Below are 15,966 nucleotides of genomic sequence, written 5' to 3' on the forward strand. Positions count from 1 at the left end.
TGTTTTTTGCTGAATGTTAAAAGTTTGCGTTAAATCCAATATTGAAAAATTTAGGAATAGGATTCTGCCCGTTATCAATTCCGTAACGCAGTACCCCACCGAAAGGAACTTCCGGATTCAAGCCATCATATTTCGTAATGGTGAAAAGGTTCTGTGCGGATATATAAACCCGGACTTTCGCAACACCCCTAAGTGCTTTGGTTGGTACGGTATAGCCCAATTGCAGCAGTTTGTTCCGCACATAGCTTCCATCTTTTATAAAGAAGCTGGAGTTATTTGAAAAATTACCGTTTGGATCTGAAAGACTTAAGATCGGATAGCTGTTGGTGCTTCCCGGTCCGTTCCAAAACTTTTTCTCGTTGCCGCTGATAAAATTGTAATTATAAATAGGGTTCATCCGTACCAGGTAATCATCAGCTATCTTATTGCCGAAGGACCCATAAAACTCGGCGCGGATATCGAAACCCTGGTAGGCAGCCTGGAGCGTTAAGCCCGTAGATATTTTAGGATAAGGGTTCCCGATTGATGTCCGGTCGTTCAAGTCGATTTTATTATCGCCATTAACATTTTTGTACATGAAATCGCCCGGCCTTGCATTTGGCTGCAACACGGAACCATCAGGGCCTTTATAATTCTGAACATCCTGCGCGGTTTGAAAAACGCCGAGTACCTGGTATCCATAATAGCCACCAAGAATATCACCGGCCGCGGTTTTTGTTCTTCTCGTTGACTGGAACACATCATTAGATATCTCATCGTAAAGGATCTGTCCTTTCAAGTCAACGGCCCTGGAGATAAAGTGCTGCAGTGTCAATCCGATACCGTAGGATAATTTGCCGATATTGTCTTTATAGTTGATGGCAAGCTCATAACCGCTTGTACGAATACTACCCACGTTGGTATAAATGGTCGGAATATATCCCTGAGGATAGCCCAATGAAGGCTGCACAGGGAGGTATAACAGCATGTCTTTGGGTGTCCGCCAGTATTTATCCGCAGATACCGACAACTTACTATTGAAGAAATCTGCATCTAAACCAATAGTAACGTCCTGGGTTGTTTCCCATTTGATATCAGGGTCTGGCACATTAGCCGGTACATAACCGTAAATCCTGCTCCTGTCTCCATTGATATAATCAGAAAGCCCCAATGTACTTTCATAAGCTCCCGGTGCGCCAGGCAGATTACCACCTACACGGCCGTAAGAGGCTCTCAGCTTTAAATAATTGAGCCACTTTAAATCTTTCATAAATGACTCATTCGAGATCACGTAAGCACCCGAAACGGTAGGGAAATAACCCCAGCGGTTTTTGGGGGACAACAGCGAAGATCCGTCTGCCCGGAATGAACCTGTCAGGTAGTAAGTTTCATTGAAATCATAAGAAACTCTTGAAAAATAGGAGTTCATCTTACCGAAAGGGCCCGCCCCCGGCTGGTGTGTACCGCTACCGTCTGCAAGCGTGGCTCCCGCAGAAATATACCTGTAAGGTTCAGCATCATAAGGAATGTCCTGGCGGAAGACATAAGTATTATTATAAGTATAGTTATCAGCCGACTGGCCTACGAGGATATTGTAATGGTGCTTACCTATCGCCCCGATGTAATTGAGGGTATTATCAATTTGCCAGCGATAATTAACTATCGTATTTTGAGAAACGCCCGATTTGTCGTTCCTGTCCTGCGGATCAATAAAATACTTCGGATTATAGTTCGTCTGATTTAGCGAATTATAAAATCCTGAAAGACTGGTTTTAAAAGTCAGCCCTTTTATTGGGTTGATCTCCAGGTAAGCTGACCCTTGCGTACCGAATTGTTTGGAGTTATTGAAATCACGGGCCATTGCGGCCACAGGATTGTTGATGTTGTTGAAATTTGACCGGGTGAACTGGCTGTACTGCGGATTGTAAGCGGTAAAGCTCCAGCTCGGATTAGACGATGCATAAGCATCAACGTCAGACTGCGTTTGAGCTACAGACTTGGTGACCGCCACGTTTGGCGCGATTGACATCACATTAAACAGGCCGGTTCCGCCGCCATCACCGTAAGTCTCAAAACGCGGTGCCAGATTTACCCCGATTTTAAATGCTTTGGATATTTGATAATCAATATTGAACCTCGTTGTAATTTTTCGGTAATCGCCAGTACTGCGCTGCGCATTAAAATTCGTCGTCTGGTCAAAATAGCCTGCGCTGCCATAAAATGAAAGCCCGTTCTTAGCCCCAGAGGCACTAACATTGTAATTATGCGTATACGCATTTTTTACAGATGCTTTCCACCAGTCCGTATTAATGTTGGTCACTGCTCCGGCTGGAGGTAATGTTTGGTTATTATTAGCATAAATCTGCTTATAAAAGCTAACATATTCATCGGTTTGGGCCAGGTTTGGATTTACCCAGTGGCTCATCCCGGAAGTCCCGTTAAAATTGATCTGAACTTTGTCTTTCCCCCGTTTGGTGGTAATCAATAAAACGCCTTCGCCTCCCCTGGAGCCATAAATGGCTGTTGCCGCAGCATCTTTCAAAACATCTACCTTATCAATATCAGAAGGGTTGATATCGTTTAGGCTGCCGAAGGACGTTATAACACCATCCACGACGATCAAGGGGTCGCTGGAACCGGTGATGGTTGCAAAGCCCCTGATCAGTAGCTTGGGCTGCGCGCCGGGAACTCCTCCTCCCTGGAACACCTGGAGTCCGGGCACCTTGCCCTGTAACGCATCTGCAACGTTACTCGTCGTGGTGGGCGCAATATCTTTGGTGCTCACCGACGAAACCGCTGTGGTTACGCTCTTGCGGGTAATAGTTTGGTAGCCAATAACTACCGCTTCATTGAGCATGTTATCGGATGGGCTGAGCTTTACTTCGTATTGCTGCGAATCGCTTACCGGCACCTCTTTTCGGGCAAAACCGATATAAGTGAATACCAGGATGTCTCCGGCCTTTGCATTTAACTGAAAATTGCCCGAGGCATCGGATACCGTTCCGCCTTTTGAGCCTTTCAGCGTAATACTTACCCCGATAAGGGTCTGATCGGCGTTATCTGTTACCCGCCCTTTGATTAACCTGGTTTGGGAGAAAGCCAGGTTACACAAGAACAGGAACAACACCATAATTAGTGTAGATCTTCTTTTCATAATTTAATATTTAGGATTGAATTGGTTGAACAAAACTAACGGGAATCAACCTGCGTAACATAGACTATCTTTTGTAAAAACTGGACTATATTATGATTAAGAAAAATACTTTAGAGGCTATTCCCGGTCAGCCATATTCCAGCTAAATCTTGTCAGAGAAATCACCTGTTTTATCCTCCCGTCAGGAACACCCGTAAGCCTGCGCCAGGCTTGTTCCAATAAATCCTAAAACGAAAAAAACGGGATCACTCCCGTTCCTTTATTAAACCAATTATAGAACCAATTTTCTTTTTAAACTTTTAAAAAACTATCTGCCAACTGATGATAGGATGCAGCTAAATCAAGATGGGTTTTCGCGCCAAGGTGCATCGTTTCCATCTCGAGTACTTGCTGAAACAGGGCAACGCTTTCTTTCCGGTTATTTAAACCTAATTGACCGAGGCCCTGTAAATAAAGACAATGAATCCGGTTCAGCAAATTCAAATCTCCATCAAAAACCATCAGATCCGGAAGAGAAACGGCGAAGTAGTCGATCTTAATCTGATCGTCAATATGCTGCTGTCCGTAGCTGATCAATTTATTAAAAATACTTTCGGCACGGTGGTCGTCTCCAATTTTTCTGAGCGCCAGCCCCTGATAAAATATTTTATCAGGTGGCGAATCATTATAAAATACAGCAGCACTCGGATCCTCATCTCCAATGGCAGCCGTTTTCCATGACCGACCGGCTGTTTCCTCATCACCTGAAGCCTGGTAAGCGCAACCCAGCCAAAAATAAATATCATTATCACGTGCCCCTGGTAATTTTCCTTCGCCTAAATTGTCAGGATAGCGTAGCGCTTCGTTGAGCAATTCAATAGCCGTTTCAGGGTTCTTCTTCAAAATCGACAATTTGGCCCTTTCCATCAGGCTGTAAGTATATTGAGCAGCCACTTTGCCTTCACCGCCTTCCCAGGGATGGAATTTGCGGTTCATCAGCATATCATATGCTACCCCGAAATCACCCAGAAAATTGCGTATTGCAGCTATCTCCAGGTAAACGTCATCTCTCAGCGTTGCTGTTCCAAGATTTTCCTGTAAAAAGGCCAACCGTTTTTCAGGATTATAATTAAGGCGCTTATAGAGCTGATCAAGTTCCATTAACATCCTTGCATCATTTTTATTAAGTTGAAATGCCTTGTTGAAATGAAAAAGCGCCCTGTCTTTATCCCCGGATTTATTAAACAGCGCAATTCCAAGATTCCTGTTTACAGTTGCGAATTCGCTGTCAATTTGGTAAGATAGTTCCCAAAGGCTGATGGCTTCTGCATACTGGCGCTTATCAAAATACAGGTTACCCAAGTAGTACGGTGCTTTGCTGTCGGCAGGATTGAGCTTCATAGCATTTTTCAACACCTTAATATCTTCCAGGCGATTCGGAAAACAGTAACCCGGGTCTACTACAGCGGCTACCGTCAAATAGTTCATACAACCATGCTGATCACCTGACCTGGAATAAATATAGACCAGGTAATAGTTAATAAGCGGTGTATTGAACTCCTCCTTATTTGCCAGTAATAAGATGGCTGCGGCATCCTGGTATAAGCCCTGATTGATAAAATCAATTGTGCATTCAATCAGGTTGTGCGCAGTGCCGCGGCTCCGGGACTTGAGCAGATTCAAGGTCTGCATGGCTTTGTCTTCCTGCTGAAGTTCCTGATAACATAAGTACAATTGGTAAAGGGCCCCGAAATTAAAGCCGTCGCGTTCAATAGTACTTTGAGCAACGGAAAGCGCTTCAGTAACCTTCCCCATTTTTTTAAGTGCCTGAATTTTGATCAGATAGGCTTTGCCATTCCGGGCATTCCTGTCAATTGACCAGTTGATGTGCTCAAGTGCTTTTTCATAATCCCCCTTCAATAAATCGAGTTGTGCTATAAAATAGTAAGCTGCATCCTGCCAGGCGCTGCTCCATCCGGCTTTAAAAAACGCCTCATAAACCTCTTCTTTACGACCGAGGTATTTCAAACTAAGCCCCAGGTTAAAATAGGGTTCGCCATCATAAGGATTAGGGTTTCTGGCGATTAAGGTTTTGATTGCTGCCCGAAAAAAAGCTTCACTCTTTTCGAACATCCCGCGTCTGAGATACCACACACCAAGCGCGTTATTATTACGGACATCGCCGGGATCCAGTTCCAATGCTTTTTCATAATAAGGAACAGGATTAAAAGTGGCATGGCGGTACTGTTCCAGGTGCTGCCCTGTTAAAAACAATTGTTCTGCATTGTTGATATCCGCCGGCGATTCTGCAGGTGCCGCAGCCACCGGTATATCTTCGTTTTCCTGTTTTCCGTTATAACGCAGCAATTCTTTGCCATTTTTATCAATTATACTGACAGTAATAGCGTTTTCTTTTATATGATCAGGGCCATTCAACGTGCGGTCATAAATGTTATAGGGGTCTATATCGACAATATCCTCAAACAGCAGATCCGCTCCTATAAAAACCCTGATACCGACTGACTTGTACATTGATGTGGCAAAAACCTTTACACCAAGTTCATTTTGGTTCAAATCAAGACTAAGCAACAGATCCTTGCTTGCATTTTTGATCAGGCCCAGTTCACGGTAAGGAAGAAAGTATTGCGTAAATGACTTTTCTTCAAATGGCATCAGCCAGGTAAAGTCGGGTTGATTATCCGTGTAAACACCCGTCATTAATTCAATATATGGGCCGTCTTCATCGGTGAGATTGCGGTCCCAGGCGATGCCAAAATCTCCGTTGCCCCATGTCCATTGCTTCTTCCCCGGAGAAACGTGATGGTCCGCTATATGCAGCATACCTGCTTTGGAATCATGTTCATAGCCACCTACAAAATCATATGCGGAGTTGACAGCCATATAGGACGTTGGTACCGGGATGTTCTTATACATCGAAATATCCGTTCCAGGGCTGTAGTCGACCTTGTAATAAGTGCCAGTAGCAATGGGAAACGTGGAAACGTCCCGTTTGCCGTGATCAAAAACCGCGTTAACATCCGGGGGAAACACAGACTGATAATGGTCATTAACCTTAACCGCCGGATTGGCCCACCAAAGAAAAGTTTGCGGTAGCGGCGTCGGGTTAGATAGCCTGGCTTTTATTTCCAGGTAAGCGTGGTCCGGGTGAAGGGTAAATCCGGCCATGCCTTTGGTATGGAACATTTTTTCCAGTTCATTTACCCAAACAGTTACACTGCCATCAGTATTCTCTTCAATATTAAAATCTACGGCATCGAAGGTGCTCGGGCGATGATGCTGCGGCCAGTTGAATTCTATCCCGCCGGATATCCATGGGCCGCAAAGACCAACAAGAGCAGGTTTGATCACCTGGTTATAATAGATAAAATGCCTTTCTTTGATTTTATCGTAAGCCATCTGAACCCGTCCGCCCAATTCAGGCAGAATCATTATTTTAATGAAGGCATTTTCGAGGAAAACGGCAGTGTATCCCCGGTCTTCTTTTTCATCGGATATTTTCTCGATCACCGGGTTGGGATATACAACCCCGCTGCTGCCCTGGTAGATCCTTTTCTCAAAAAACATCGGGTTTTTATCAGGCTCTCCGGCCCCGTAGGTCGGGATAATCACTTTTTCTATCCAGGCTTTAACTATCATGTATTTCATATTTATATTTAATGTGCTGCAAAATTTGATTCCAGTTGTTCCAGGGATTGTCCTTTAGTTTCCTTGACTTTAATCCTAATGAACACAAATCCGAAAAAACAAACAACCGCATAGAGGTAAAAAGGCCCGTAAGTTCCCAGTGCTTCAGCCAGCAGGGGGAAAGTAAATACAAGCAGAAAATACGCTCCCCATAAACATAGTATGGCAAAAGAAGAAGCAGTACCCCTGATGTGATTAGGAAATATTTCAGATATTATAACCCATGTAACAGGAGCCAGAGATGTGGCATAGACTGCAATGGCGAGCAATACCAGAAAAGATATCCACCCGGCGGAAGCCTGATGGCCGAGCGCATACGCCAGCGCGAGATAAATAATGGTCAGGCCAAGCGAACCGAACATGATCAGGGGTTTTCGTCCTAAACGATCAACCTGCCACATCGCCAATAAAGTAAATAAGGTATTCACCACGCCGATAATTACCGTTTCCCAAAGCTGGCGGTCAAGATCGGCTCCTATAGATTTAAAAATAGTGGAGGTATAATTAAACACGACATTGATCCCGCAAAATTGTTGGAAAACAGCAAGTGTCACACCAACCAAAACAGCCGGCCGCACCGCTTTGGCAAATACGTTAAGATAACCGCCATTGGTTGCGGCTGGTGCACTTTTTTCCAGGTCTTCAACAATCCTGGCCGCGGCAGTTGCTGAGCCAATTTTGCAAAGTGTTTTAAGTGCATCTGCTTTGAGCCCTTTGCTGAGTTGCCAACGGGGGCTTTCCGGCAAAAAAACAACACCAAACAGAAAAAGCAGGGATGGGATCACGCCAAGGCCGAACATCCATCTCCAGGCTTCCGGCCCTTTGTCAGCCAGAGTATAATTGACAAGGTTTGTGATCAGTATCCCCAAAACAATGGTTAACTGGTTAAGTGCCACGTTTCTGCCCCTCACCGCAGCAGGCGAAATTTCAGATATATAAAGGGGACTGAGCATGGAAGACATGCCCACGCCGATGCCCGCTCCAAATCGGAACAGGATAAAAACAGGCAGATTTGCGGCGAACGCCATCGCTACCGAAGACAGCGCAAAGATCGAAGCTGCTACCATTAAGCCGGGGCGTCTTCCGTAACGGTCGGCGATCCTTCCGGCCAGCAGACTCCCGGCCATACAGCCAAGGGCAAGCGAGCCGGTTAAAAAACCTTCACCCAAGGCACTCAGCGCGAACTGTGATTTTAAAAAAGGCAAAGCTCCCGAGATTACGGCGAAATCAAAGCCGAAAAGGTACCCACCAAGGGCCGAAATGAATGATATGGAAATAATATAAGAGTGGTTAAATTTTTCGGTTGCTATTTGCATTCCAGGTAAAGAATTTAATAATTGGTTGTTTAAAATAGATCAGTTTTGTTATCGTCAAAAGCTGAACGCATTGCTCACCGAAGATAACAGGACAACTTTTGAAAAAAATGGACGATTAAAAGATATAACTGGATATTCTTATGGCCACTTACCAGGTTACCCTCACCGTAGTAAACGATTTACCGGCAAAGTCGACGTCATAATAATTCAAATTGACGTTATCCTGGCTCCACACTAATGCATTGTTTTCTATTGCACTGGTTCTGTAGATCTTTATAGTGGAGATATTACCGCCAAAGTTCAGTCTGACCTTGTTTTGCGCATCGGTATTCCAGTTAACAACGTTGATATCCGCCCGGTTTGCCGTGGTGAATGCGCTCACATTATCATTTCCAAAATTGGCGATCCCCGTTAAGGTAGTAGGGATATAATTTTCATTAAGCAGGTTTGCAGTATATTGCTGGAACGCATAGTAGTTTTTCTTCCGTTGGGCGGGGGCTCCCCATGGCGTGTACAAAAGTCCGCCAAAGTTAGTTTCAGGGTTTCCCCATTCGAAATACAGCCAGCCTTTTGCCCCTCCTTTGAAAGCATCGTGGAATTTATTAACCAGGTCAAGCGCAGAGGTAAGTTCATCAGGTGTACTTCCCATGCCAAACCCCGCGTGCCACTCCGTCATGTACAGTCCTTTGGCCCCGGCGGCTGATGAAGCTGCGGCAAAATTAGTAGCAGAACTTCCGGAATATTGATGAGTCGTGTAAAGGTTCATATTTCCGGACGCGTTAAGAGCAGCAATATAACTTCCTGTATGGGTTACGTCAATACAATCCGGCGAGGCAAAAAGTGGAACGGGGATGCTTAACGACTGTAGTTTCGTCTTCAGCCATCCGGCTGTACTGGTATAGACACTTTGTGCCTGTGCCGCGGTAAATTCGGCAGATTCATAAGGCACCGCGGAAGATGGATAGTCAGGTTCATTCATCAGGCTTAAATAATCGACGCCGATTCCGTTGTCCTTAAGATTTTTAATATGAGCGTACAAAAACTCGCCAAATTCGTTGTAGGCATTCGTTACGCTGGCGTTAAGGGTCCCGCCATTATTGACGCTGCTATTGCTCTTCAGGTACTTTGGCGGGGACAATACTATAGCCCAGATTTTGATTGCCGGATTAACCAGCCTGGCTTTTTTGACCGCAGTGATCTGGTCAACCAGGTTAGAATTTCCTGTAAAGTTGAACTTGGAAAAATCAGTATTATTTGGGTCTGCATTATCATTGACATCCTCAACTCCGTCCGCACGGAGAACGATTTTAAAAACGTTGACGTTGAGATCATGCCAAAGCCAGTTGGCGGCATCAGTAAAATTAGTAATCCCATTTACCAGGTGCCCGCTGTAGAAGTAGCAGCCAGCTCCAATGAGATCGATTTTCTGCTGGGGACTTCCTATACCAACGGTAATACTCCCTCCGCTCTGAATTGAATTTACAATGGGCTGCTTTATTGGCTGCTGCTGTTGAGCAGGTGCCATGCTGTTTTTATTACAGGACGTAGCGCCGCATCCCAGCGATATAACCAGCAATAAAAGAAGTTGGTGCTTTCTCATAAGTATTTTCTTCGGTTAATAAATCGGTTTGTAATTTTCGGAAATAAAACAGCTTGAAAATATGGACACAATTAGGATTTATATGGACTATATTATTATCAGGCTGAAATTAATTTCAAATCAAATTTTTAATTTTTACGTTTACTAATAAGTAAATCCGTTTGCGAATTGGCAGCCCGCGCCTGCGTGAAAAATAGTAGTAGAAACCAGTTATATTTTGATATGAATTATAAAAAAGACGGGTTCGACGGACAAAAAGCGATTGTTATTCCCAGATCGATTGTAAACAGATTTTGTCTTTCCAATGATATTATCAAAGGATCTTATATCACTGATATCGGCTATTATCCCAAAGCGAAATTCCACTTCCGGAAGAGGGCTCAGGGAGCAGAGCAAAATATACTTATATATTGCGTGGAAGGCACCGGACTCGTATCCATCAAATCGGTAAAGCATACAATCGTTCCGGGAGACTTTATTATCATTCCGCATAGTGTTTCTCACTCGTATGAAACGAATGAAAAAACACCCTGGACAATTTATTGGTGCCATTTTAAAGGTGAGCAGGCAGATGCACTGGTTAAATGGCTGTATTCAAAAGGGCAAAGCTATAAATACAGTGTTGAATTTGTCCAGGAGCGCATCACGCTATTTGAACAGCTTTACACTTATCTTGAGCAAGGATATAGTATGGAGAACCTGACTTATATTAATTTATTAATGCTGCAATTTTTAAGTTCCTTTATTTATAGTGATAAATACAGGACAAAGCTATCCGAAAAGAATATTGATATCCTTGAAAAATCTATCTTTATCATGCAGAATAATCTCGAAAAGTCTCTGACGCTTTCCGACCTGGCAGCATCGGTCAACTTGTCTAACAGCCATTATTCAGCCATCTTTAGAAAAAAAACAGGGTTTCCGCCAATTGAATATTTTAATCACCTGAAAATTCAAAAGGCCTGTCAGTATTTACAATTTACAAAACTGAGGATAAGTGAAATTGCTTTTAAAATCGGGATAGATGATCCATTTTATTTTTCGAGACTTTTTACCAAAACAATGGGGTATGCACCAAAAGAGTATCGCGAAACAAGGTATTCAGCCAATCAGGAAAAGTAGTGAGGTCATCTTATTTACGTGAGATTCCTTGCACAGGTAATTGTAAATAGTTAATGATGCAGATATATCAACGACAAGCCCCTATTATCAAACCTAATCGCTCAAACGCTGTTATGTGTCTATCTTCAGGTAATTGATATACCCATAAAAGGACCTTCCGCTGAAATATTAAAAGCGCCGGAAACAGCCCCGAATATGTACCTGGTGCTTTCGCCGGATCTGTACATTATTACTGCCAGTGCCGCATACTTGGAAGCTACACAAACAACCCGCGAGAACATTGTCGGTAAACATATTTTTGAGGCATTCCCGGACAATCCCGACTTGCCGGATGGCGACGACGGGATGCACAATATCAATGCCTCTTTACAAGCTGTTCTTCACACTAAAAAGCCGGACCCTGGCCAGATCCTGCCGCGAAAAAGTGTTGGGCCAGGATGCAGTTTTCTTCGGTCCGAAACAAGCTGCCTTGTGTACCGGTTGCGTGAATGAACAGATGGATCAATACTATAAGGACTTAACCGTTCAGATCGCACATGACCTTTTGCAACTATCGGCTGAACAAAAATACTTCACAGAACAGATTGACATGGGTAAAGATATGCTTATCAAACTGGGTTATGATCGACGGACTTATTTACCAACCTACAATTACGAAGTCCGTTACCGGAACACGCTTGCTGCCATTGAAAAGATTCGGAGCGCAGAAGAGATTTTTTTATCACAGAGTGGCGATCATGTATACAAAATTGGATTTGTGACCAAAGGCCAGGAAGTTTTTACCTGGCGATTGAACCATGATCTTTCTGTTCATGACATCAGCACTTTTTCGAAAAATGCTAGTGAAATCCGGGACTACCGCAAAGGTTTTTTGATGATAGCCAATCGTGAAAGCTCTTGAATTACTAACGAAGTTTCCTTACACCGGTTATAATTCTTCTGCATTTTTCAGGATGCTGCTGAATTGAGCTTGATCTTTGGGATTTCAAAATTCGTCCTTCTAATAAGTTGAAAGGGAGTAATTTGTGTAGGCCAAATTCGCCTTGTACTTCTATCACGTAATTAACCTCGCGGCCATTGATATAAAATCGGTCGCCGGTTACATCGATGGTGAAGTTACCATTAAAAACGACACGGCTCCTGTTACAGCTAAATAAAAATTTGATCACTAACTTATTATCAAGTTGCAAACATTATTTGATTAGCGAAATAACACTGTGAAATATTAAAACGGTATAAATTGAATTTTTTTCGGCATCTTAACTCACATTTTAAGGATCGGTTTTTTTTTATCATGAAACGTTCGTTCAGTGGAATGTGAGATTAACAGAAAATACTTTCCACCTACTTTCAGTAATCGCTATTAAATTGAATTAATAAAAAAAAATTTACATTCTAAATAATTATGAAAATACCTTTTCCTTTGTCTTTTTGTTTTGACCTTACCAAATACTTACATTGCAGGAAAGTTAATTATTTCCGGCCGAGATTAAACACTATACCAAACCTGAGTGTATTGGCCAAAGGTGTTTTTTGCTGACTGGCGGCAAGATATGAAAAGTTAAAATCCATAAAATCGTACTTGTAACCTACGCCAAAGGTGGCATATTGGCGGTTACCCTTGTTGGGGTTTTCGTAAAAATAACCTGTCCTGAGAAAAAAACGATGATTAAAAGCATACTCCAGGCCGGCACTATAATTTATTTCCTGCAACTCTTCGCTAAAACCACCCGGCGCATCCGAGAAAGAGCCGAAAATTCCAGCCGGCACCGAAACATCGGTGCTTTTCCCTTTGATGATACGGCCGTTACTATCCGTTTGGGGAGGGGTTGGCACCAGTAACTTATTCAGATCGACAGCCAGTGTCAATTCATTTTCGTTATCCAGTACCCAAGTGTTCGCAATCCCTAATTTTAGATTTGCAGGCAGGAAACTTTGGCTGGCAATAGTATTATCGTAGCTTATCTCAGATCCAATATTAGAAATATCGGTACCAAAAGAAAAATGAGATTCCTTACCAAATAAGTCGAACTTATTTCTGTAAAATAAGGAGAGATCAGCCCCTACCGATGAACCAGCCTGCAATTTATAATTAGCATCAGAATTGAAGATATGTGACGAGATATATCTTATAGTAAAACCGAGTGAAAAATTATCACCAAAACTGCGGGCCAGCGATGCGTCGATAGCATATTCATAGGGACTGTAGGCTCCTTGCGATGTATTATTGGCATCGGCCAAATCTATTTTACCTAAATTGAAATAGCGCATGGATACGCCAATAGCTGTACGATCATCTGTTTTAGCCTGAAAGTTTAGGTAACTGATATTGGCGTCGCTAACCAAATTACGAAGCCACGGACAATAAGAAAGTGAAACTGACGAATTACTTTTCATAAAAACCATTTTTGATGGGTTCCAGAAGGTAGCGTTGGCATCATCTTCCAGCGCAACACCTGCATCTCCCATACCCGAGGATCTGGGATCTGGCGATACCAGCAAAAAGGGAACACCGGTAGGGATAACATTCCCCGTTCGTCCGTCTGAGCTAACCTGTGCGAAAGCGCCCGAACCAATGCACAGAAGTAACATTACCGATAACAACTTACTGCCCGGTGCGCTGTAATTATTTTTCATAATATAAAATTTTATTGCCTGTTGGACACCAACGGCGTTGTTACAATTATTTATTGTTTTAAAAACTTCAACTTCAGAATTTTATCGCCGCCAGAAATTTTCATATAATAAAGACCGGCGGCAAGAGCGTTACCGGGTAATGACAGTATCGAATTTCCCAATGAAACAGGTTGGCTTAACCGTGTAACCCGCTGCCCTGCCGTAGTATATATTTCAATCGCCAGGTTTGTGGCTTTAAACTGGTTATCTACATGCAGTGATATCTGGTCAACTACCGGGTTCGGATAAATCACCGCTTTAAGCATCCTGGAAGCTGCTTTTTTGACCGTATCGGTTACTGCGATTCCATCGCAGGTAACCGTACCTGAAAATGCCATCTCTTCCTCAGTGAATTGATTATAGGTACTATTAATATCAATATTGGAAGGGTCGGTTGCATTTTTTCCGTCACAATTGGTTCGGCCGTTTGTTCCGGGATTGGGAAATTGCAAATAGACTCCGGAAGAAGTACAGCCCCCGATTTCATCGTCGCCGCCCACTATTACATTACCTCCAAATGTATCTCCAAATAACAAGGCATTATCTTTAAAAAGAGCTGAACCTGAAGATATTGTCCCATTTAATATTGTATTATCTTTTACTACTGTATTTTCACTAAGTCGGGCACCTGTTACATTAGTATTGCCTAAAATCTGCACATTGCCGGAGATTGTTGCGTCCTGCACAAATGAGGTTCCGTCAATTTTAACATTCCCGGTAATATTACTTGCTCCCAATACCAACGCCTTGGGGCCAACCCGTACGCTGGAAGCTACCTGGGATGTATTGGCAACCCATCCGCCGCCATTGGGATGGGGATGTCCATTTTGCCGGTATTCATTCCGGAACGTATTTTGATATCCTTCAGGGACCGCATTTGCTATCCTTAATTCGTAAGGAGAACGGTAATATTTAGGCCAGCCGATGTCTGCCAGGTAGCTTGTATGGGTAGTTGGAGCGCCTAACACTACAAGATATAGCTGCGTTTCAGAGTCTTTTAACTGAAAACTGATCTCGCTTTCATTTGCGTTGTAGGTTGGACTGTACCTGGAAATAGTACCGTCACTGCTGGTAGCGACAAATCCATATCTCCATCCGGCATTTGGATTAACTTCCTTATGTCCTTTAAACTTAATGGAGACCAATCTTTTGTCGCAGGTTGGGTACAATGGAATGATATTAAATCCATAATCCTGAGGCGCAAATTCATTGGGCACACTGTAATGACCGCTTGCTGCATCAATTTCACTGAGAATGGTATACTGTCGCCATAAATAACGTGGTTCATGTAATTTTAACGACTTTATGCCATCCCTGATAATCTTTCCCATGCCATAGAGCGTATAATCATAAGAAGCTTCTCTTTTGGCGTAATCAAACAAAAAATCATTTAACTGCGATTGATCCCAACCTTTGAGTCGTTTATAAGTTTGAAGCGGGTATTCATTTGGCAGTGATTTTTTCCATAAATCCGTCACCGCATTTAGACTGTCAACCTGTTCAATGTAAAATAGAAGGTCATAACTATCGTAATTGTGCCTCGCGGAGCCCCAGGTAAATGATCGAGTGCCCAACCATCGGGGATAATCATAAAATATGGCTCCCGGATAAAGATGATTTCTCATGAAGTTGGCATGGGTCTCAAAGAAAAAACCGCCATAGTCATTAGCAAACGAAGCACCTTCCGCAGGGTTATATTGAATATGCAAAAGGTACTGAAGTGTATGGGTGAACTCATGGGACGTTACTCCACCGTCTAAAGTAGCAGCTGCGTCGACGAAAATCCCGCCGACTTTATTATCTAATACTACGCCGAAAGCAAAGCCACTAACGCCCTGTACCCATGTATTATTCATTACAATGATACATTTATATGTGCCTAACGGAGTACCGGGTGCGTCGCTAAGCATATGATTTTCCGTTATATACTTTTTATAAATATATTCCAGCGTATCCGTTATAAACTTGGGATCAAAATGAAGGCTGTTACCTGGCGGGTTAGCGAGCGGATTATCCCCGGCTAACGGCCCCCAAAACAGGACAAAATTGTCAGTTTGATATGAATGCGCATAACTCCATTGAGACAGTCCGGGATCTGTTGCCCAATAGGATGGTATATGTACCTGTTTTGCGGCAAAGCAAAAATGATTGCTGATCAAACAAACTGCCAGAATTAAATATTTTCTCATAAACTATTTTCTTTTGATATAAATTTTAAATTCATAAAACCTCCTTTTTACTATCCTTTAATCGCTCGATAACAGGATATCACCTTCTTGAACTTTGTAAAAGTCAGCTGCAAATGCTGACACAGTTTAATTTGTATCTTGCACTTTAAGGTTAATAGTAGTTGCTGTAGATTATTAAAAGAAATCTCTTAGTACATAGGGTTATGACAGAAATAATCGGGTTGCGATTTATATAACCTGTAATTA

General features: G+C 42.9%; 8 protein-coding genes. 2 read left to right on the forward strand and 6 right to left on the reverse strand.

Annotated elements, in window-relative coordinates; all coding sequences use genetic code 11:
- Positions 1 to 16: 16 nt before the first annotated feature.
- The 4 genes from BDD43_RS02855 to BDD43_RS02870 form a co-directional block, all read right to left on the reverse strand.
- On the reverse strand, positions 17 to 3,133 hold the full coding sequence (locus BDD43_RS02855) for a SusC/RagA family TonB-linked outer membrane protein (RefSeq protein ID WP_121196250.1): 3,117 nt from the start codon (positions 3,131 to 3,133) through the stop codon (positions 17 to 19).
- A gap of 291 nt (positions 3,134 to 3,424) precedes the next feature.
- A complete protein-coding gene (locus tag BDD43_RS02860; RefSeq protein ID WP_246001425.1) occupies positions 3,425 to 6,778 on the reverse strand; it encodes a tetratricopeptide repeat protein in 3,354 nt (1,117 codons plus the stop codon).
- 8 nt (positions 6,779 to 6,786) lie between these two features.
- Complete coding sequence (locus BDD43_RS02865; RefSeq protein WP_008506632.1) at positions 6,787 to 8,133, reverse strand: sugar porter family MFS transporter; 1,347 nt, start codon at positions 8,131 to 8,133, stop codon at positions 6,787 to 6,789.
- A 148-nt stretch (positions 8,134 to 8,281) separates the two neighbouring features.
- Positions 8,282 to 9,733, reverse strand: coding sequence for a glycoside hydrolase (locus BDD43_RS02870; RefSeq protein ID WP_008506633.1), 1,452 nt, complete (start codon positions 9,731 to 9,733; stop codon positions 8,282 to 8,284).
- 222 nt (positions 9,734 to 9,955) lie between these two features.
- Here BDD43_RS02870 and BDD43_RS02875 point away from each other — a divergent pair, with 222 nt between their 5' ends.
- Both BDD43_RS02875 and BDD43_RS02885 read left to right on the forward strand, forming a co-directional pair.
- Positions 9,956 to 10,855, forward strand: coding sequence for an AraC family transcriptional regulator (locus BDD43_RS02875; protein ID WP_040625863.1), 900 nt, complete (start codon positions 9,956 to 9,958; stop codon positions 10,853 to 10,855).
- Between the two features lie 331 nt (positions 10,856 to 11,186).
- Positions 11,187 to 11,756: a hypothetical protein gene (locus BDD43_RS02885; protein WP_147425553.1), complete on the forward strand. Its 570-nt coding sequence runs from the start codon at positions 11,187 to 11,189 to the stop codon at positions 11,754 to 11,756.
- A gap of 572 nt (positions 11,757 to 12,328) precedes the next feature.
- On the opposite strand, the gene porV is transcribed toward BDD43_RS02885, so the two are convergent.
- Together porV and BDD43_RS02895 are read right to left on the reverse strand one after the other, a co-directional pair.
- Entirely contained in the window at positions 12,329 to 13,492 is a 1,164-nt protein-coding gene (porV, locus tag BDD43_RS02890; protein ID WP_121196251.1) for a type IX secretion system outer membrane channel protein PorV, read from the reverse strand.
- Positions 13,493 to 13,542: 50 nt separating this feature from the next.
- Complete coding sequence (locus BDD43_RS02895) at positions 13,543 to 15,720, reverse strand: DUF6055 domain-containing protein (protein ID WP_121196253.1); 2,178 nt, start codon at positions 15,718 to 15,720, stop codon at positions 13,543 to 13,545.
- Between the last annotated feature and the right edge of the window lie 246 nt (positions 15,721 to 15,966).

The organism is Mucilaginibacter gracilis (genome assembly GCF_003633615.1).
Taxonomy (GTDB): domain Bacteria; phylum Bacteroidota; class Bacteroidia; order Sphingobacteriales; family Sphingobacteriaceae; genus Mucilaginibacter; species Mucilaginibacter gracilis.